We start from the raw sequence: 22220 nt of genomic DNA, 5'->3' as shown, positions 1-22220 counted from the left end.
AGCCATTGGCTCGATTGTGCAACAAGGATAAGTTATGGAGCATGTTTTGACTGAGTCGACTCCAAAACCGACAAGGAGCCAGCCTGCACCGAAACCGAGTTTTGCTGACAGGTTGCAACATTGGTTACCTAAAATTGTACTGGCGCCGACCGCGTTAGTGACCGTGGTGTGTATCTACGGCTACATTTTTTGGACGGCAGCGTTGTCGTTCACTAACTCTCGATTTCTGCCGAGCTTTAACTTCGTTGGGTTAACCCAATATGAAAAGCTGATGGATAACGATCGCTGGATCACCTCAATCACCAACCTCGGTGTGTTTGGCTTTCTATTCATGGCTATTGCCATCTTGCTTGGTGTTGGTTTAGCGATATTGCTTGACCAGAATATCCGCCAAGAAGGGGCAATTCGTACTATCTACCTGTACCCAATGGCGTTGTCATTCATCGTGACAGGTACGGCGTGGAAATGGATTCTTAATCCGGGTCTTGGCATTGAAAAGTTGATGCAAGATTGGGGATTTACTGACTTCAAATTTGATTGGTTAGTCGACTCGGAAATGTCGGTGTATACCTTAGTTATCGCGGCACTGTGGCAGTCTTCAGGCTTCGTGATGGCGATGTTCTTAGCGGGTCTGCGTGGTATCGATTCATCAATCATCAAAGCAGCTCAAATTGACGGTGCAAGCTTACCTACCATCTATCTCAAAATCATTCTACCTTGCTTGCGCCCTGTGGTTTTCAGCGCGGTGATCATCACGTCACACATTGCGATTAAGAGCTTTGACCTTGTGACCGCAATGACAGCGGGTGGCCCGGGTTATTCATCGGATCTTCCTGCGCTATTCATGTACGCACACTCATTTACACGTGGGCAAATTGGTCTTGGTGCTGCCAGTGCCATGATGATGCTTGCCGGTATTTTAGCGATTCTAGTGCCTTACCTTTACTCTGAACTTAGGGAGAAAAAGTCATGATGAATAACATCAATTTTGCTCGAATGTTTATCTATTCAGCACTGCTTTTCTTCTGTTTAGTGTATCTAATGCCATTGTTCGTAATGGCGCTCACTTCATTCAAAACTCTGCCTGATATCAAGGCGGGTAACTTGATGAGCTTGCCAAAAGAGTGGGTGTTTGATGCTTGGTATAAAGCGTGGGACACCGCTTGTACTGGTGTGAAGTGCGAAGGCATTAAAGGCTACTTCTGGAACTCGTTCCAAATGGTGATTCCTGCGGTAGCGATTTCAACATTGTTGGGTGCATTCAATGGCTATGTGGTAACGAAATGGCAATTTAGAGGCTCAAACCTGTTCTTTAGCTTGTTGCTCTTTGGCTGCTTCATTCCATTCCAAGTAGTGCTGCTGCCAATGGCAACCATGCTTGGCAAGATGGGGTTAGCGAACACCACGATTGGCTTGGTGATTGTGCACGTTATCTATGGCATGGCGTTTACCACTCTGTTTTTCCGTAACTTCTATATCTCGATTCCTGATGAATTGATCAAAGCGGCAAAACTTGATGGTGCAGGTTTCTTTACCATCTTCTTCAAGATCTTATTACCGATCTCAACGCCAATCATCATGGTGACGGTGATCTGGCAGTTCACCGCAATCTGGAATGATTTCTTGTTCGGGGTGGTTTACTCAGGTTCAGAAACTCAGCCGATCACCGTGGCATTAAACAACCTAGTCAACACCAGCACTGGCGTTAAAGAATATAACGTCGACATGGCTGCCGCGATTATCGCCGCACTACCAACACTGTTGGTGTACGTCTTCGCAGGAAAATATTTTGTTCGTGGCCTAACGGCAGGATCAGTAAAAGGATAATTACCCATGGCAACATTAGATTTAAAACAGATCCGTAAAACCTATCGCAACGCGGACAACGAAACGTTAAAGGGCATCGACATCAGTATCGATTCGGGGGAATTTTTGATACTTGTCGGCCCTTCGGGGTGTGGAAAATCCACCCTAATGAACACCATCGCTGGGCTAGAGAATATTAGCTCAGGTGAGATTGTGATTGATGGTGTTGACGTGGCGCAGGTTGAACCTAAAGACCGCGACATCGCGATGGTATTCCAATCATACGCACTTTATCCAAACATGACGGTACGCGGCAATATCGCTTTCGGTTTGAAGATTCGTAAGATGCCTCAGGAAGAGATCGATGCTGAAGTCAATCGAGTTGCTGAAATGCTGCAAATCGAACAGTTACTTGATCGTAAACCATCGCAGCTTTCTGGTGGCCAGCGTCAACGTGTCGCGATGGGCCGCGCTCTGGCTCGTCGTCCGAAGCTGTATCTGTTTGATGAGCCGCTTTCTAACTTGGATGCCAAGCTGCGTGTTGAGATGCGTCACCAGATTAAACGTCTGCACCAAAAGCTGAACACCACCATTGTTTACGTGACCCATGACCAAATCGAGGCGATGACCTTGGCGGACCGTATTGCGGTAATGAAAGATGGTGAACTGCAGCAACTCGGTACGCCGCAAGAGATCTACACCAAGCCAAATAACATGTTTGTGGCTGGCTTTATGGGGTCACCGTCAATGAACTTCATTAAAACCATGGTGGATTTGGATGAGGAACAGAATCCGATTATCAAGGTGGTTGGCACGGCAGATCAAGAACACCACATTCGTTTGCCACAGAGTATGCGCGACCAAGATGGCAAAGAGTTGGTGATTGGGTTGCGTCCAGAACACATTACTGAGCAAGAAGGTGATGATGTGTCGGCAACCACGAAGCTAGACTTACAACTGGAGGTATTGGAACCGACAGGGCCAGATACTATTGCAATGGTCAAAGTGAATGACCAAGAAGTCGCGTGTCGTTTGTCACCGGAATTTGAGGTATCGGTTGGTCAAATGGCACCACTGCATTTTGACTTATCAAAGGCGGTATTCTTTGATGCACAGACCGAAGCGAGAATTGATTTCTAGTTTTTGAGACAGTAGCCCAATGAGAGGCTAAGCTTAAACAAAGGCAGTATCACTAACTTATAATAAGTAACGTGATGCTGTCTTTTTTGTTGTTTTAGCCTGTTTTATTTCCTCACGAAAACAGAGGGATAAACGAGATAAATGGATTAACTGCAATAATATCGCTAATTAGCCTCCGTTAGCTCTATAAAGCTGACCGAGAACAGCGTAGGATCGCGCTACTTTAGACCAAACACTAGGTTGCACATTAGTGCATAAACAGAAGAATACATGAAACTAACAGCAAAACCCTCAGCTAGTAACGCTTTACTTATTTCTATTACGACACCGGACTTCAAAGGTGACGAAGCAAAAGAGTCTCTTGCCGAACTTGCTCGCTTAGTAACAACCCTAGGGTTTAAAGTGGTTGGTACTCAATCGCAGCACCACAGTTCAGCTCAACGACAAAACGTGTTGGGTGCTGGTAAGCTTGCGGAAATTGCTCATCTAACCGGTTACCAAGGTTCGATTGAAGAAGCAGAAGATGAAGACTTCCTTGATGAATCAGGTCTATTTGATTCAGAAATCGACGAGCTAGATTTTGATGATCTTCCAACGGGCAATTTCCAATACGGTGCCGCTGATGTTGTGGTCTTTGACTGTGATTTAAGCCCATCTCAACTGCGCACTGTCGAGGCGAGTTTGGGGGTGGAAGTATTTGACCGTACTGGCATCATCATCGAAATCTTCAGCCGCCACGCTCGTACTCGTACTGCTCGTCTGCAAGTTGATATCGCTCGTCTAAACTACTTAGTGCCGCGACTTCGTGAAACGGCTGAGGGTGATAAAGAGCGTCAAATGGGTCAGGGCGCCGGTGAAACTTCACTAGAGCTAGACCGTCGTAACGTACGTGACCAAATTGCTGCGCTTAAGCGTGAGCTAGTAAGCGTACAAGATGAAATGAAGACCCGACGCACAAGGCGCGCGGAGCTTTTCACTGTTGCTTTAGTTGGCTACACCAATGCCGGTAAATCTTCGATGATGCGTGCAATGACCGCAACCGAAGTGGTGGGTGAAGATAAACTGTTCGCAACGCTAGACACCACGGTGCGTGCGCTTCAACCAATTACTCAGCCGCGTATTCTGGTTTCGGATACAGTGGGTTTCATCAAGAAATTGCCACACGATCTGGTTGCTTCGTTCCACTCTACGCTAGCAGAAGCGCATGATGCTTCATTGCTGCTATATGTCGTTGATGCTTCTGATGTTTCATTCCGCGCACAACTTGATGTGGTACACGACGTATTAGCTCAAGTGGGTGTAGAAGGTAGCGAAAAACTATTAGTGCTGAATAAGTGCGATAGATTGACTGAAGAGCAGCAATTAGAGCTTATCGAAGAATTCCCAGATGCGATGCTAACGTCAACTCGTGATCCTCTGGATATCACGAAACTGCACAAGTACATCGTTGGTGTTGCTGAAGAAGGCATGATCGAAGAAGAGATCACGATTCCTTATTCTGGCCAAGGCATAATTGGTGAGATTCGCTCAAACATGAGTGTGGTAAAAGAAGAGTACGACTACGAGTGTATTAAATTGACCGTTCGCTCAAGCGCGATTGATTTGGCACGCTTGAAAAAGCGTATGCAGAAATCTTAATCTTTTAGCTAGCTTAAGAAGAATGACCAAAAGAAAAGCGACCCGATAAGGTCGCTTTTTTTATTCGTTGAGTTTAATTAACTCTGTATTGAAATGCCTATGCCATTCTTTGCGTCGGCTTCCAACGTGCTAGCTCTGGATCAAGCTTGATACCTTGTGAGGTAAGAAGATTAACACGAGCCAAGTACGCAGCACCGTGCATCAAATGCTTAGCAAGATCGACGGCATTACGCTGTTGGTAATCGTCTAGGTAGCTGTCTTTCGCCCACGCGTTGAATGCGCCAAGTGCCGGGCCTGCCCATACTTGGTAATCCATCTCACGACCTTGTTCGCCCGTGTTTGACCAACGGCTAGAAAGACCCAAGTACCAACGGAAGATCAACGCCATTTTGCGTTTTGGATTGCCTTCAGCGCGTTCGATCTGTTTAGGGTCGCGCTCGTTAAAGTGCGCCACAGTACCAGCCCAAATATCATCCAGTGTTGAACGGAATACTTGCTTCTCTAGCTTTTGACGCTCTTCAACTGGAATCGCTTCAATCGAGTCGTAACGTGTGTAGATCTCGTACAGCTTGTTCGCACGCATTGGGAATAAGGTACCGCGCTTAACCACTTGCAGCTTCACGCCCATTTCGAACATGTCTGCCGCCGGAGCCATAGTCACGTCAGCCATTTCGGTTGTCGAAAGCAGCTTACGTGTGTGTTCGCTCGCGCCGGCCTCAACACACGCTTGGTTGATTGAACCAGTAACAATGTATGCCGCACCCATGTTAAACGTTGCTAGAGCAGCGTCAGGCGTACCTACGCCACCACCACAACCGACACGTAGCGGTGTTTTGAATTGGTACTGAGCTTGGATTTGCTCTTTCAGTGCCAGAATCGTTGGTAACAGGGTTACTAGCGGACGATTATCGGTGTGACCACCAGAATCGGCCTCTGCAGTAATGTCATCAGCCATAGGAACCAGTTGTGCCAGTTCCATCTGTTCTGCTGTGATTCGGCCTTCATCAACCAGAGCTTGCAGCATTTTTACAGGAGCAGGCTGCATGAATTTACTTGCGACTTCAGTACGGCTCACCTTAGCAATAACCTTGTTGCCAATCTGTATCTCGCCTTGTGCATCGCGGCTAAGACCTGCAGCACGGTAATGAACGATTTGCGGTGTTAAACCTAAGAAGGCAGAAGCCTCAACGGTTTTTACCTTGTGCTTCAAAAACAGCTCAACACTGCCGCGTTCTAGCGCAGGTTCGCTTGGGCTGTGAATCAGGTTAAACGCGTAAGGGCCGTTTGGCAGTGCTGCTTGGATACGGTTGATCGCTTGCTCAACACGAGACGGGATTAAGCCCGCCGCGCCAAATGAACAAAGAATGCCAGCTTGACCAAGCGCAATCACCAACTCTTCAGATGAAATGCCGTTTGCCATTGCGCCTGCATAGTAAGCGTATTTAACGCCATGACAGCGACGAAAATCTTCGTCGCCTAGGCTTTGCGTACCAAGAGCTGGAGCAAAGGCGCTAACAGTTTGGCTGTTTGCTGAGCTTGCTGAATCACCCGATGCAATCTCTGCTTGTTGGCTAACGCCTAAACCTTTTTCTGGGTGGTTCACTACGTAACAAGCAAGGCTTAGATCTTTCAAGATTGTCGACATTGCCGCGCTATCGAAACGCGTTGTGTTCTCTTCGATCTGCCAAGGCCACGGAGATAGCTTTTCGTTATTGATTGTAGTTTGAGTTGTCATACTAAATTCTTTCCTAATTCTCTGTCTCTAATGGCGGCTTATGCTTTCTTGATACCAGGAGCTTTATCGGTAGCAGGGGCTTCTTCGATACAAATCGCGATGTCTTTCACTTCGTAAATACGCAGACCATCTTTGCTCAGGTTTGCGTCGCCAACGATGATACGTTTGCCGTCTTCGTCTTTAATCGCAGTGATGTGTACATCCAGAGACATTTGCTTGTTCAGAGGGTTAATCTGACCACGGTATTTCCATTTCACTTCAGATTGGATTTGACCAAATTTCGGATTGCGGAAGCCTGCGCCAAGATCTTTGTTTAGCGCGTAGGTTTGCATCAGTTCGATGATCGCTTCGACACCTAGAGAACCAGGCATTACCGGATCTTGATGGAAGTGGAACTGGAAGAACCAATCACTAGGGTCGATCGTACGCTCAGCGTATAGGTAACCAAGACCATCTTTACCACCATCACTGGTGATCTGCACGGTATCGATGAAGTTCAAACGACCGCCAGCCAATTGGTAATGCTCTTGCACTTCACCAGTAGCAGAAACAGGTGCATTGAAGTAACGCGTCGTTTTATCTAGTAGGTTGATGTTTACATCCGGAGTGCGGTTGTTATCAACGTGCCAAGGGTGAGTCACTTTACCGTTGTCCAAACCAAGTTGATCTTTCAGTGCTGCGCCCTTGAAGTAACCAAATACCGCCGTACCTTGGTAGAAAGGCACGCCGTCAGTACTCAGTTCGAAGCTGAAGCTCTGTACGATGTTAGTACCCATCATTACCGTTGAAAGCAGACGAGAATCGTTGGTAATCGTTTTGCCACGCAAGTCGACGTTACGCAGCATTTTGCCGCTGCCATCTAGGTTACGGAAAAACAGTTCTTCACCTGGGAAGCCAAGCGTGGTGCCCATGTAGCCAGAGATAAAGCCGTTTGGCTGCAGTGAAATCTCCATCAATACCGAATAAGGCATCAAGGTGTGGTGGCTGTTTTCATCAAAGTACCATGCATTTTCTGGCACTTCGTATTCTGCGATACACGATGAAGGCTTCTTGAAGTCGCCACGCTTGCCATCAATCTCTACGACACGAGTGGTTAGCTGCAGATCGCCACACGGAGTACGTGGTGGAATCATGCCTCGGTAGATAGAGAAGTCAGGGCCGAAACATTTCTCGATATCGCCTGTTGCGAATTCGAACATGTGGTAAGGCGTGAACGGAACCGTATCTGGAGTGCGATTTGGGTAGTCTGGAGTCACCGGCGCTTCAACGTGTTGAAGAGTAATCACGCCTTTATTTGGCGCTGTTTCTAGGTCTTCAATTTGAGCCATAAGTGGCGCATTTGCTGAAGCTTGTTGATTCACTGCTGGTGTATGGCCCAAGTTTTCGATAACAGGGGTTGCGACAGCTGTTTCTAAAGAAGGCAGGTAACGAGTACATTCGTCGTCTTCTTTGATCATTACACCTAAGTTTTGGAAATCAACAATCACTTTGCCGTTCAGCAAAATATCGATGTTAGCTTTCGCGTATGGGCGAGGGCTTAGACCAATCTCGGTCACTTCCATGCGGTAAGTCAGTTCTGCCGATTGTGGTAGAACTTGACCACGACAGCGTACTTGTTGAGGCGCATTTTCAAGCGGCTGGAAACGACCATTTTGAACAAGCGTGTGCATGCCAAGGTGCATCATGAAGAATTGCAGCAGTTGACCACAACCTTCTGCCATCAAAGAGCCGGCCATTACTGAGTCATCTTTGAAATGACAAGGGAAGTACCAATGCTCAGGCTCTAGCTGTTTGTGACCTTCAATCAGACCAAGCCCCCATGTGCCGCCTTGCGGTTCAACACGGCTGACCTTTTCGATCATCATGAATTTCTCTGAGCTGAAACATAAAGAAGGTTGGTGGCGATCAGATTGGTGAGTTGGGCCAAAACACTCTGCGATGTTGGCAGTCAGTAGGTGACGCAGTTCTTGGTGGTTAAACTGGGTTTTAGGGCAGTGCAACATTGGGTCGAAGCGTTGCTTAGTTGCAAGCTTACGAGCTTTGATTTCGTCTTCAGTGTGAATCACACCTTTGCCGTCTGCTAGCTCTTCATCAGTGAAGAAGCCTGCACAACCGTTGTCCATTTTCAGGATCATCTTGTCGCCAACGAAACATTCGTACGAGAAGAAGAACAGCAGCGTGTCGCCATTGCGAGCGAAGCTGTTGATGGAGATATCGTAACGCAGCGTATCGCCACCACGAGGCAAGTCGCCAAGGAAAGTTAATGTGCAATCAAGCAGACGATAAACACGTTCGCCCTTGTTTTCGAAATCAATACCTAAGTAACTGATAAGCATTAGGTCGCACTGACCTGATTCAACTGCAACAGCCCAAGGGATCTGACCATCAACAAGGTACGGCGCATCAACAGGGATGTCGTACTCTGTGGTCATGGTGCTTGGCTTGTACTCGTTCACTGTCGCGTTGAGCTTAGTGACACGAGATACCAATAGGTAGTCAGTGGTTGGTAAGCGAACGCGGCGCGAGTAGCTATCGATGATCGCGTAGTCAGGGCCAAATACGTTGGCAATATCACCTTCCGCGTATTCAACCAGATCATCGTAATCCCAGATACATGGTTTACGGATAGGTTTTACTGGTGTTGGTGTCGCAAGTGCGTTTACTGGCACTGACTGAACCTGAGTCGATTGAGCTTGTACAGGCTGAGTTGACGTTTGTTGACCAGTTATTTGTTGACCACTCGTTTGTTGAATCAGGGTATTGCTATCTAAACCAGACGTAATTGCGTTTAACTGTGCCTTTAATAGCGCATCAGCCATCTGCATGCCTTGGGCACGAGTGTGCAGGAATGCTTTGTGTACTTGCTGCGCCGCTTGCTGATTTTGAGCAAATGCGTGGTTGTATGGTGTTACAGACGGCTGTGATGCTGCATCCGTATCAGCGTCGATGTTCGATGCGCCATTTTTAGCGGATAGGACATGAGTCATATTGCTGTGGTTACCTGTTAGCTGACTGTGGCGAGTTTGCGCCAGAGTAGGGGATACTGATGGTGACAATGTTTCTGTAGCGTGTGCTGCTTTCTCTGCAATCTCGGCTTTGTCTTTTAGTGTTGCCTGAATGTGTGCAGTCGTTGGGACAGAAACGATTCGCGCCGCTTGCTTACCAGAAGCTTTCTGTTGAATGTGCGCTAGGTTAGCGATTGGTGTCTCTGCAATGTGTTGATAAATATCGCGACCACCAAGAGTCACTTGCTTAACCAACTGACGCTTAGCATCACTTGCCAGTTCACTACTTAAACGAACAGAAAGTGACTGAGATTCAACATTCGATTGGCTTAGTAGCAGCTGTGAACATTGTCCTTCGCTGATGTTGGCAACAATCGCATTTTTAGAGCTGACATTTGGATTCAGAGGAGCAAAGTTCAGGTTGAGCAGACCGTGTAGCAAACTCGCCATGCCAGAAGCTGCCGAACAGTGGCCAACACGTTGACTCGCTTGAGTCGTCCTTACGTTCCCTAAACTTAGAGACGAAGACTGATGAGATGAAGACTCAGGTGCCTGGTTAAGCTCAAGCAGAGAAACATCGCTCGAGCTCATACCGACTTGAGTCAATAACTCATCAGAAACGGCGTTATTACGCTCACTTGAACCAAAGGCCAGCGCGTTGATGCTGCCATAAGCTGTATCTTGGTTGCTTGTTACTTGACTCTCTTCAACAAGAACGATTGCACCAGCGCCTTCGCCCACATTCCAACTGCCGTCTTGCGGCTGTCCGAATTTAGGAGAAAGTGACACTGGGCTCACGCTGTTCTTCAGAATCACATGTTCTGCGCTGCCGCTAAGGTCAACGGCTGCAATCACGACTGCATCCATGGATTCTTGCGACATTAGGTTTTGTGCGACATCGATACAACGAGCAACCGACTGTTCAGCGGCTGAAATCGTAAAGGCAGGGCCGTTAAAGTCCCACAATGAAGAGATGCGCGAAGCCATGATATTACCGATGAAACTGGTGTACTGGTTCAGCTTGGCTGCGTCCATCACACTGTCCATCGCAATGGTTTCTAGCGCTTGGTATTCGTCTTGTGTCAGCTCAATCCCCATGTTGGTAAAGCTGTCAGCCAATTGGCTATGTAGGTTTACGCGTCCACGGAATTGGTGCATCTCAAGCTCTGTTTCCATTGCGACGAGTACTGCAACTTTTTGACCTGCCAAGAGCTTGGCATCTTTGATGGCTTCGTCTGCAACTTTCATCAGTAGCAACTGCTGAGAGATCAAACGGTCATCTTCATTAGGCGGTACTTTGAAGCGTAGGAAATCGAGGTCGAATTGATCGATGTACGCGCCATTTGGAATGCCGTGTAAACCAAACTGATTCAGCAGTTCTGGATGTTGGTCTAAGCCTTTCCAGCGTTTCTTCGGCAAGGCAATGAAAGCATCGCTGTTAGTCTCAATCGCAGTGCTTAGTGCATTGATGCTTTGCAGAGAACCGAAGTGAGACGCGAGACCAGTAATGCTTAAATTAGGCGATTGTAGGCTTGGAGATGCTGACTCTAGGGTCTGGTTTGCATGACCCGTACCTGAATACGCTTCAAGCAGTAAGTGAGCATTACAACCACCGAAACCAAATACAGAAACACCCGCACAGCGCTCTTGGTTGCCCGCTTTACTTGGCCAAGGTTGCACTTGTGTTGGTAGCGTCTGTGAACCAAATAAACCTTCTGGCGACGATAGTGGCTTGTCCAAATTAATACTTGGAGGAAGCACACCTTCTTTCATCGCGAAGATCATCTTCATGATCCCAGGCATACCTGCTGCCGTCAGTAAGTGACCGAGATTTGACTTGGCAGAGCCAATCAATGGCGGGTTAGAACCATTCAACTTGTCAGCAAAGAAACGTTCCATTGAGGTTAACTCAACCTTGTCACCTAACGGTGTGCCGGTTGCGTGGCACTCAATCACTTCAATGCTGTCTGGTGATAGGTTTGAAGCCTCGTAAGCGCGTTCAAAGGCTTGGACTTGTCCCTTGCTATTTGGACTTAATACGAACTGGCCACGGCCATCGTTCGACAAGCCAATACCGCTGACGACTGCGTAGATGTTGTCGCCATCACGCTCTGCATCAGCTAAGCGTTTTAGCACTAAAACACCGGCACCTTCGCCAGCAAACAGGCCTTTACTGTTGCTATCAAACGGAACCGACACACCGTGGTCAGGGTAAGCGTGGAAAATGGAAAAACCCATGTTGATAAAGAATGGGTCAGCACCGGATACCGCGCCTGCCAACATCATGTCGGCTTTGCCCGTGTTCAAGTAATCACACGCTAACTTCAATGAATACACTGAGCTTGCACATGCCGCATCTAGGCTAAGTTGTACGTTGCCTAAACCTAGCGCATCAGCTACTAACTTAGAGGCGTTGTGTGCTGCAGCACCGTTGATCGGGTTGAGGTCTTGAACAGTTTCATTGGTTGGTAGCAGTGAAAACTGGTCATTATTCAATTTATCTTTAAGTGCTTTCTCGACCACTGAGTGATACATCGGCAGAAACAGGTCGTTTGAGCGTGTGGTTGGGAACGAAAGGGCACCCATGATCACGCCTGTGCGCTCTAAAACATCGGTATTCAAATCAATGCCAGCGTCGACTAAAGCCTTACGACTGGTATCCAAAGCCCATAGGAAACTCTGGTCAACACCTTTGAATGATTCGGCTGTTAAGCGGTAGCCATTGCCATCGAAATTGAAGTTTTCGATGTAGCCACCTTTATCACAGTAAAAGCGGTCTGACTCACCTTGCACACCCTGATAGCTTTCAGGCTTAGCACCTAACTTTTCAGCGCTTAATGTGGTTCGAGAATCTTTTTTGTTCAGCAAGTTTTGCCAAAAATCTTTTGGCGTATCAGCTTCCGGGTATTGGTTGGCAATACCGACAATCGCGATCTTATTGCACTTCACTTGCTGCTTATTCTGAGCCTGATATTGAGAACTCATACTAGCTCTCCTTGATGATTCACTGCGCTGCCATGAGACACACCACTTAATTGCTTAGCGGTGGTGATATGTTGTTCTAGCCCTTGAAGAAGTGGCTCGACAGACAGTGGGATTTGATGAGTAATGAGCTGACCAATGCACTTGATGAGCGTGACAACATCGTCACCGCCTTTGGCATTGGAAGCGATTGTGCAGTACTGGTCTGCTACGTTGTCGCTGCGGTTGATCTTGTCGATCAATGTGCTGGTTTGACGATCGGCACCCACTTCAATAAACAGGCGAGCACCTTGCTGACGCGCACTTTGGATCAACGCGGTGAAATCTAACGTTGAACAGAAGGTGTCGGCAATCGAAAGGGCGATGCTGTCGCTGTCGATATTGATTGGTGCACCAGTCGGTAGACCTGCTGCGCTGATAAAGCGGATATGCTTTGGCAACTCGTCGAACAGTGGTTGCGTGTAAAACTCTCGCACTTGGTTATGCTGGCTTAACGCTGGTGTGGTGTGCATTGCAGTAACACGGTTCGCGGCAATGCCACGTTTACCCAGTTTCTTGAGCAGAGCACGACAAGTGTTTTCACAACCGGCCAGTACGCAGGTGTCACCTTGGATAATGGCAAGATAGGCTCGTGGAAACTCAGGTAATAGAGCCTCAATCGCTTGTGCATCACTGCGAACCACAAAGCTATTCCATTGGATGCTTTCGTCGCTGCTCAGCTGCCAATCTTGACGCACTGCGGTGAGCTCGCCCGAAATAGCAGTGGTGAAGATCGGACTGGTTTGAGTCATCTCAATCAGCGCGTGTGGGTTTTTCCAAACATTTAAGCTGGCCCACATCGAAGCTTCACCCTTGGAGTATCCCAAGGCGAAATCTGGCTGCACTTTGAATTCATCACATAGCAGTTGTGTTAACAGATAACTACTGCCCACACCGGCAATTGCCAATTCACTGAGTGACATTTCTTGCGAGTCTTCAGCGTAGGTTTTTTCTGCCTGCAGCATCTCTTTCAAGTTACCTTCTCGCTCTAAGCGGGAAAATAACTGTGGGAAATGGTGGTGAAACTCGCGCAACATGCCGGGATAAACCGTGCCAACACCAGGGTAAACAAATGCAACGCCACCTTTGCTTGGAGGCATCGGTGAGAAACAACTTCCCGCTGGGGTTTTGTATTGGCTACTGTCAGCCATTACTTTTGGCAACGCATTTTCTATCGCTGTGATCTCTTGTAGTGCTGCCTCAATTGAAGCGGCCTGAATCACGATATTCGCGCCAAGGTCAATATTGTGTTGAACGCTTTGGAAGTGGCTTAGGTTTGAATGCATCAAGGTGGCGATAGCAAGTTCACGGTCTGCCGATTCGTTAATGCATTTAAGCTCTTCTCTTAATGAGGTTAGCTGAGAAACCAATTCAGCTTGGTCATTGCCAGAAAGCACAAACATCAAACGCTCGCTGGATAGCAAGGGCTTTGGTTCTTGCAAACCGGTCGCTTGAGTCAATATCAGGCTGGTGGATTGTTGGCTATCGTCATTGAAGGTCAATGACGCAACACGAGCTTTGTTTGGCTCAGTGAACCAGTAATAGTTAGGTAATGAATGGCTCGGCAATGAGCGGCTCGATATTGCATTAACCATATTCAACAATTGACCAAACTGCTGCGAAACAGATAGTGAAGAGTATTGCTGTTGATGGCTTAGATCTGTAGCGGGGCGGCGAGCAATATCCAGAGCAAGCTGAATGCTATCTCCGGTAGCTGTATCTACAAAACCCGCTAGATAAGCGTGTGGATGAATCTTGTTTTGAGCAGCCGTCAACGCACTCAACATCAACAATGATGGTGAGTGAGAATCCAAACAAAGCTTAACAACATTACCTTGATTGACTGTCTCGATGGCGTGAGCAAGTGCTTGATTAAAATTGCCATCAACCAAAACAGTAACAATCTCTGGAAGCGAAGGTGATAAGTCGACAGAAAGCGCAGCCGCGTTTGCTGGCTGAGCTAAAAGAGCGATGCGCAATGGCATCGCTTTATTAGTAGGAACAGTCACTATGACAATTGCTCCTTTTCTGGGTTCTTAGTCGCCTCTTTCTTTGATACTGCTGAGCTAGACTTCGGCAAAAATGCGTCGTTTAAGCTCTTGCTGATGGTGACTTTGGCACCTTTCATTACTGCGCTTAAACGACCATCTTGGTGGTAAAGCGAGATATCAGCTTGCAGCGAACGAGCCGTGCTTTTTATCACGTTCAGCTCTAGCCAACCTTGGTCACCATTGTGCATCGGTGCGTAACAAACAAACTCACCAATTGCAGACGGTAGGCTTGCCGCGCCGTATTTCAATCGAGCCCATACCAACATGGCTTGCAACAGATAATCTTCTGCAAATGGCTGGCTATCACCAAAACTTTGCTTCGGAATAAATGATCCGCAGTCGCTGTTTTCAATCTGAGGCAACTGGCATTGAGCCAATAAGCCTAAGTCGTCAAAGCGTTCGACTGAAGTAATACCTTGCAGTCTTGGTCCGTGAAACAGAGTGCCGTCACTGTATAGAGCTTGTGCCGTTGTTACAGGTGTTGAAGTGCTAGCTTCAAAACGTTTTTCTGACGCTTGTTGAGCATCTTCAGACACTTGCACAGAGGCAACTTGCAACTGAGCTTGATACTGTGGTCGCCCTTGGCAACTGATCACCGCTTTTAGCTGATCTTTTGATTTAGCGTCTGAAGACAAGACAAGCGTTAGCTCTTGCACTTCATCGGTATCAAAAATCACACCCTTAAGCAGTTTGTAGTTGTGAACGCTAACGTTCACCCCTAACAGTTGCTCAGCCACTTCACGCATCCATTGGATGGCACACACTGTCGGTAACACTGGGTTACCGGCAATGCAGTGATCTTGAATGAAAGGCAATGCCTTAGGATCAAGATGACGTGTCACAGTGATGCTTGTATTCAGCGGACTCTCTGCAAGATGCACAGACTCCGCATTAAGCTTTTTTACAGCAGCTTCCTTGTTGTCAGAACCTTGCATGCTCGTACCAACCAGCAGTTGAATGCCAGTTTCGTTCAGTAGTTGAGAGCTAAACAGTTCTGCACCTGCCTGAAGAGGAATTACGTACACACCACGCTCTGTAAACATACGTTTCAGTGCTGCGTTGACCATGCCGCCGTCCCACGGTCCCCAGTTGAAGCTCATTACTTTCGCTTGAGGGTTACGCGCAGACAGTTGTAGAGCCGCTTTGTTTAGGATCTCGTTAGACATCGAGTAGTCACTTTGGCCTGTGTTTCCATAGAAACCCGCCGCCGAAGAGAACATCGCAATCAGTTTTAACTTGCCGCTATCAAGACCACCAAGAACCGCTTCTAGTCCACCCACTTTGGTGCCGTAAACCATGTTCAGTTCATCAAGCGTTTTGTCTTGAATGTGTTTGTCAGCCAGTACACCTGCGCCGTGGATTAGCCCCGTGATGCCGTCGAAATTCGCCAGTGTTTTCGCTACAGACTCATGGTTCGACACATCTAGACTTAGGTATTCAGCGCTCGCGCCAATCTCGTTGAAAGCGGCAAGTGCTGCGTTGATTTCAAGGCTGCTCAATACAGGTTTTAGCAAGGTATCTACTTTCTTCGGCGTTGGTTTGTCACCTGTTGCTTGTAGGTGCGCGATAGCCGCTGGTTTTAGCTCTTTTTCTTGTTTGCCTTGAGCCCATTGAGGCAGCTCTTGTGACGTAATGTGTTTACTACGACCCGCAAGAATGAAATGAGACTTACATTGCTTAGCAAGCGTCAGTGCACATTCAAACGTCACGCCTTTAGCACCACCTGTTACGAGAACTTTGTCGCTCTTGGTGAGTTGAGCGCCTGCGTTTTTGGTTTGTGCAGCACCTGGTGTTGCCGCAATTAATGTTGCACGACCAGATTCACCGTTTTCCGCATGGCTAAGGCCGATTTCCACCGTGTTGGTGTCGATATCGAACAGTTCGCCTGTGATTGCTTCAGCAAGGTGACGAGCATCAATAGAAGCGTCAGCATCCAATGCGCGGCAGAACACGTTTGACCATTCATGGCTTAGTGTTTTAGTGAGACCAGACAACGCCGCTTGGTTAAGTTCTGCATTCATCAATTGCTTAGTATCTAGGTAACCAAAGCCACCATCGATACGGCTTAGTGTAAAGAACACACTGCGACCAGAAACTGCATTCAATTGGCCATTTAGGTGCTTGGCGAATAAGAACGCTGTCGTCAATGAAGCTCTTGAGTCTGCATTCAAGTTAACCGCTTGCTCGCTGCTTTGTTTTGCATCAACGATAGCTTGTAGGTGAATGAAGCCAGCAATCTTTTTGTTCGACGTTTTAAGGTCTGCTTCGATGTCGTTAATAACCGCAGTCACACCAGCATCATCGACGCTGTTGAGTGTGTAGCTTGCGATTTCACTGTTTAAAGGTGACGCGGCAGAAAGAGCACTGCGCACTACAGCAACTTGAATGCCGTTAGCGGTCAACTTTTCTGCTAGAACACCGGCGTTGTGACCATCATCTGTGATCACGACACAAGCGTCTTTTGAGAAACAATCGACGAGTTTATCTGCCGCTGGTAGCTTTTTTAGCGCTACCTCATTGTGTGGAGGAAGTTCCGCTGTCGCTGTTTCTGCGATAGGCGTTACTGATTCAGATTTTGGAGTCGCCACAGGCGCTGCTGCTGATAGCTTACTTTGCATGTAAGTAACGATTTCACCAAGCGTACGACACTCAGCCAAGTCTTCAGGGTTTAGCTCTGGCAGCGTTGGTAGCTGGTCTTGAACCGTACCTAGGATCTCAACGCGTTTGATTGAGTCGATACCAAGGTCTGCTTCCATGTCCATCGCTAGGTCTAGTATTTCTGCTGGGTAGCCTGTTTTATCGGCAACCACTTCCATCATGGTGGATTGAACATGAGCAGGGTTTAGGTCGTTGCTCGCGCTTTCTACAGCGGCTGTAGCTGCTACTGTCGCCGTTGCTGCGTTAGGAGCTAACTTGCTGTTCATGTAGTCAACGATTTCGCCCAGAGTACGACACTCAGCTAGGTCTTCAGGATTCAGCTCTGGCAATGTTGGTAGCTGGTCTTGAACCGTACCAAGGATCTCAACACGTTTGATTGAGTCGATGCCAAGGTCTGCTTCCATGTCCATTGCTAGGTCTAGCATTTCTGTTGGGTAGCCCGTTTTATCCGCTACTACGCTCAACATTGTGCTTTGAACTTGTTCTGCGTTTAAACCGTTTGATACTGCTGGCGCAGATGCTTGAGCTGCTACTGGAGCAAAAGCTGGAAGCTTGCTGTTCATGTAGGCTACGATTTCGCCTAGAGTGCGACATTCAGCTAAGTCTTCAGGGTTTAGTTCTGGAAGAGTCGGTAGTTCATCTTGAACCGTACCAAGAATCTCAACACGCTTGATTGAATCGATACCAAGGTCAGCTTCCATATCCATTGCTAGGTCTAGCATTTCAGTCGGATAGCCCGTCTTCTCTGCTACCACTTCTAACATGGTTTTTTGAACGACAGCGGCATCTAGTCCATTGTTAGATGTTACCGGAGCAACTGCTGTTGCTTGTGAAGACACTGGAGCAGAAGCTGGAAGCTTGCTGTTCATATAGTCAACGATTTCGCCAAGAGTACGACACTCAGCTAAGTCTTCAGGATTTAGCTCTGGAAGAGTAGGCAGTTCATCTTGAACCGTACCAAGGATCTCAACACGTTTGATTGAATCGATACCAAGGTCTGCTTCCATATCCATTTCTAGATCAAGCATTTCCGTTGGGTAACCTGTCTTCTCAGCCACCACTTCTAGCATGGTTTGTTGAACGACTTTCGCATCAAGACCGTTAGCGGCTTGAACAGGAGCAGCTGCACTTGGCTTTGCTGCCACAGGCGCTGATGCTGGCATCTTGCTGTTCATGTAGGTAACGATTTCACCAAGAGTACGACACTCAGCTAAATCTTCAGGGTTCAGCTCAGGTAGGTTCGGCATTTCGTCTTGAACGGTACCAAGGATCTCTACACGCTTGATTGAGTCGATACCAAGGTCTGCTTCCATGTCCATTTCTAGATCAAGCATTTCCGTTGGGTAACCCGTTTTCTCGGCGACCACTTCTAGCATTACTTTTTCAGCATCTGCTGATTGTACTGCTACTGGTGCAGCCACAGGAGCTGGTTGTGCTTTAACTGGCACAGGTTGAGCTGCAACAGGCGCTGCCGCTTGAGCCGCGACTTTCGGTGCAGGCACGGCTTTCTGTACTGGCGTAACTTGAACAGACTGAGCTTGAACTGGCGCGGTTTGTACAGGAGCCGTTTGCACTTGAGCTACAGGCTGTTCAACGATAGCTGTTGGAGTAGTTTGAATCGCTGGCTGAGCATTTACTGATGCAACGAAGGTTGGTTGTGCGGTTTGCACTGAACCTTGCGTCAGCATATTAAGTGCAGAGCTGTTGCTGTGCGCTTGCATTTCTAGGTAATGAGCGTGAGCTTTTAGCGTTTCAGCTTGGTGCTGGTGGAACATCTCCATAGAACGCTGTAGGTTTTCAGGAATTGCTACGCCTGCTGTTGCCATTTTCGCTTGCTCAGACATTAGGGTGTTGAACGTGTCACCGTATTGCTGAGGAATCGCAAGGAACTGCTGATGTACTTCTGCTGCTTGTTGTTGAGCATTGAAGAACGACTGCAATGAAGACTCATCTACCGTTACTTGAGCTGTTGGCTGACTAGTCGCTGGGGCAGTTTGAACCACTTGTGATTGCGGAGCTGCTGTTGCTACTTGTGCACTTGGTGCTGGGGCAGCTGACTGTTGTACATTTGAAGCTTGAGGAGTAGCCACAGGTACTTCAACGATTTCTGTTTTAATCACTTCTTTTTCCACGATTTTCTCGACTTCAACTTTCACTTCAACAATCTCAGTCTTTTCGGTGACGTTGCCCGAAGCCAATGATTGATCCATTTTCTTACGAGTAGCAGGGCTGATGTAGTTGGTTGCATTCAGCTTGATGTTCATTGGTGATGCCTTTGCAGGTTCAGCAATGTCAGCTTGGTAAGGGTCAATGTTGTCTAGTGAAACACCTGCCACACACAGTTGAACCGCAGCTAGGCGAAGCTGCTGGTCACTGTCGCCTTTAGGGTTTGGGTTAATGCTGATTGCGTAAAGCTCTTCGTTCTTATCAGCCAATGTTTTCTCAACCAGCTTTTGAAGAATGTTTTTCGGACCGAACTCAACGAATACACGCGCGCCTGCTTCATACATAGCTTCAATTTGCTCGCTGAAACGAACCGATTGCAGCATGTGCTGCTTGAACGCTTTTTTGATCGCTTTAGCGTCTTTGCTGTGCAGTTTGCCCGTTGCGTTTGAGTAAAGCGGCAGCGTTGGAGCGCTGAATGAAGCTTTATCAATTGCAGCAGCAAATGGTTTCTGAGCGTGAGCAACAAGCGGTGTGTGGAAAGCGCCAGATACTGGCAGAGCAATCGCTTTGAAGCCTTGTTCAGTTAGCGCTTGTGCTGCTTGTTGAACCGTCGCAGTTGGACCTGCAATAACCAGTTGAGTTGGAGCGTTGTAGTTAGCAATACTCACGCCTTCAAATTGGCTGATGCAGCTTTCAACGGCTGGAAGTTTGTCTGCATCTAGGATGACCGCAAACATAGTACCGCTGTCACCTTGTTCAGGTGTCGCTGCCATCGCATCGCCACGAGCGAAAGCTAGCTGGTAGTAATCGTCTTGCGAGATAACACCCGATGCACATAGTGCACTTAGCTCACCAAAGCTGTGGCCTGCGACCATGTCTGCTTTGAAGCCAGCTTGAGTCATGATGTCGAACTGACCCATAGACACAGTACCAATCGCACTTTGCGCATTGGCCGTGTTGGTTAGTACAGCTTCTTGAGCTTTGGTTGCTTCTGGTGTGAAAGTTGGAATTGGGAACAGAATTTGCGACAGAGCCGTTTTCTTGTGCTGACCAAATACTTGATCCGCTTGAGAAAGCTGTTGGCGCATCTCAGGGTAATGACAAGCAAGCTCGCGACCCATGTTTAGGTATTGCGACCCTTGACCTGCAAATAGCGCTGCCACTTTACCTGCGCCGTTTTCTGCAATCAGTGCCGACTCACGGTAGCTAGTACCGTTTGGCATCTGCCAATGTGCTTTGGTTTGGCTCTCAAGCATAGAAACCGCTTGAGTCAGTTGCGCTTGAAGGTCTGCTTGGTCAGTAACGACTAAACCAAGACGCGCATGCTTAGCGTCAACTTCGCGTAGAGCGTGTTGCTCAGCAAGCGTTTCCAGTTTGAACGCCGCATCTGCAGCTTGAGTTGAAATCTGCTTCAATTCATTGATCAGTGCTTGGCGAGACTCTGCGCTGAACAATAGAGTTTGAGGTACTTGGCGCTGACGGTATTTGTCACCGCGAGCGTGTTCTGGTGTGTACTCTTCCAATACAACGTGGAAGTTAGTGCCACCAAAACCAAATGAGCTGATACCTGCACGGCGTGGTGTACCGTCGACACGTTTCATCCAAGGACGCGTTTGCGTGTTTAGGTAGAACGGTGAGTTCTCGATATCCAACTTAGGATTCGGAGCCGATACGTTAATCGTTGGCGGCAGTACTTTGTGGTGCAGTGCCAGTGCAGCTTTGATTAAACCTGCAGTACCCGCGGTTGATTTGGTGTGACCAATTTGAGATTTCACAGAGCCTAACGCAATGTGTTGCTTCTCTTCGTTGTTCTCACTGAATACCGAGTTTAAGCCGCCAAATTCAGCAACGTCACCCGCTGCTGTACCTGTGCCGTGCGCTTCTAAAAGGCCAAGCGTGTGCGGTGCGAAACCAGCATCATCGTAAGCACGTTTCAGTGCTTTTGCTTGTCCTTCAGGGCGAGGCGCGTAAATGCTTTTGAACTTACCATCCGAAGAAGAACCGACACCTTTAATCACTGAGTAGATTCTGTCGCCGTCGCGCTCTGCATCTTCAAGACGCTTAAGAGCAACCATGCCGATACCTTCACCAATCATCATGCCTTTTGAGTCGATGTCGAAAGGTTGAATGGTTTCATTGGTGGTAAATGCTGGCGTTTTAGAGAAGCTCATGTACATGGTTGGTGAGTTATCAGTACACACACCACCTGTGATCATCATTTCACTGCGGCCTTCAACTAGCTCACTAAGAGCCATGCGCATTGCGGCTAGAGAACCTGCACAAGCAGCGTCTACTACACAGTTAATGCCACCAAGGTCAAAGCGGTTAGCAATACGACCTGAAATCACGTTACCCAATGAGCCAGGGAATGAGTTCTCTTCCCAGTGGATGTATTGGTCTTGGAATTTTTTGATCAGCATTTCGCTGTCGTCGTCGCTGATACCACTGCTCTTGAAGACTTTTTTCAAAACCGGGTATTGAAGACGAGCGTTTAGGCTTTGAGCGATCTTCTGACCGCCACCAACACCGAGCGTAATACCGATCTTATCGCGGTCGTATCCTTCAGGCAGCTTGGCATCTTCAAGTACTTCTTTTGCCACGATCAGAGAAAGCAGCTGTGACGTATCCGTCAGTTCGAGGATATTTGGCGGAAGGCCGAATTCCATAGGGTTGAAGTCTACTTCAGGGATGAAACCACCACGCTTACAGTAAGACTTGTCTGGCGTAGTACGATCTGAATCGTAGTAATCTTCTGGACGCCAGTGCGTATCTGGCACTTCAGTAATGGCATCGATCTTTTCGCTGATCAAATCCCAGAATTTGTTTAGGTAACGAGAGTTCGCAAACATGCTTGCCATACCAACGATAGCAATTGGCATGTCTTTAAGGCGTTTATTAAGTCGAGTGTCGTCGACTGATTCCGGTGTATTTTTTTCGGGTTGGCTCATTATGAGTCTCCACTTGAAATCACTGAGGGCGATGTCGTTTTTTGAGGCTGCG

The 22220-nt window shown here is 47.8% G+C and carries 8 protein-coding genes; 4 read left to right on the top strand and 4 right to left on the bottom strand.

Annotation, left to right across the window (positions count from 1 at the left end; all coding sequences use genetic code 11):
* Positions 1–34 precede the first annotated feature (34 nt).
* The 4 genes from L4C44_RS19680 to hflX all read left to right on the top strand — a co-directional run bounded on the left by L4C44_RS19680 (position 35) and on the right by hflX (position 4584).
* The gene (locus L4C44_RS19680; protein ID WP_146491701.1) at positions 35–973 is read left to right on the top strand and encodes a carbohydrate ABC transporter permease; all 939 of its coding nucleotides are present in this window, start codon (positions 35–37) and stop codon (positions 971–973) included.
* Positions 970–1827, top strand: coding sequence for a carbohydrate ABC transporter permease (locus tag L4C44_RS19675; RefSeq protein ID WP_239717622.1), 858 nt, complete (start codon positions 970–972; stop codon positions 1825–1827). Before L4C44_RS19680 ends, L4C44_RS19675 begins: the two co-directional genes overlap by 4 nt.
* A gap of 6 nt (positions 1828–1833) precedes the next feature.
* Positions 1834–2946: an ABC transporter ATP-binding protein gene (locus L4C44_RS19670; RefSeq protein WP_060983551.1), complete on the top strand. Its 1113-nt coding sequence runs from the start codon at positions 1834–1836 to the stop codon at positions 2944–2946.
* Positions 2947–3216: 270 nt separating this feature from the next.
* On the top strand, positions 3217–4584 hold the full coding sequence (gene hflX, locus L4C44_RS19665; protein WP_048664272.1) for a GTPase HflX: 1368 nt from the start codon (positions 3217–3219) through the stop codon (positions 4582–4584).
* A 97-nt stretch (positions 4585–4681) separates the two neighbouring features.
* Here the strand turns inward: hflX and pfaD are convergent, their stop codons facing one another.
* Genes pfaD through L4C44_RS19645 form a run of 4 tightly spaced genes read right to left on the bottom strand, consistent with a single transcriptional unit; the run spans position 4682 to position 22168 of the window.
* Positions 4682–6319, bottom strand: coding sequence for an eicosapentaenoate synthase subunit PfaD (gene pfaD, locus L4C44_RS19660; protein ID WP_428805607.1), 1638 nt, complete (start codon positions 6317–6319; stop codon positions 4682–4684).
* 38 nt (positions 6320–6357) lie between these two features.
* Positions 6358–12309, bottom strand: a complete 5952-nt coding sequence (locus tag L4C44_RS19655; protein WP_428805606.1) for a beta-ketoacyl synthase N-terminal-like domain-containing protein — start codon at positions 12307–12309, stop codon at positions 6358–6360.
* A complete protein-coding gene (locus L4C44_RS19650) occupies positions 12306–14354 on the bottom strand; it encodes a PfaB family protein (RefSeq protein WP_428805605.1) in 2049 nt (682 codons plus the stop codon). The genes L4C44_RS19655 and L4C44_RS19650 overlap by 4 nt, the downstream gene beginning before the upstream one ends.
* Entirely contained in the window at positions 14354–22168 is a 7815-nt protein-coding gene (locus tag L4C44_RS19645) for a phosphopantetheine-binding protein (RefSeq protein WP_428805604.1), read from the bottom strand. The genes L4C44_RS19650 and L4C44_RS19645 overlap by 1 nt, the downstream gene beginning before the upstream one ends.
* Positions 22169–22220: the final 52 nt, after the last annotated feature.

The sequence above is a fragment of the Vibrio satsumensis genome (assembly GCF_050337435.1).
Lineage (GTDB): Bacteria > Pseudomonadota > Gammaproteobacteria > Enterobacterales > Vibrionaceae > Vibrio > Vibrio satsumensis.
Note: the sequence above shows the minus strand (reverse complement) of the source record. Positions and strands in the feature narration are given on the sequence as shown.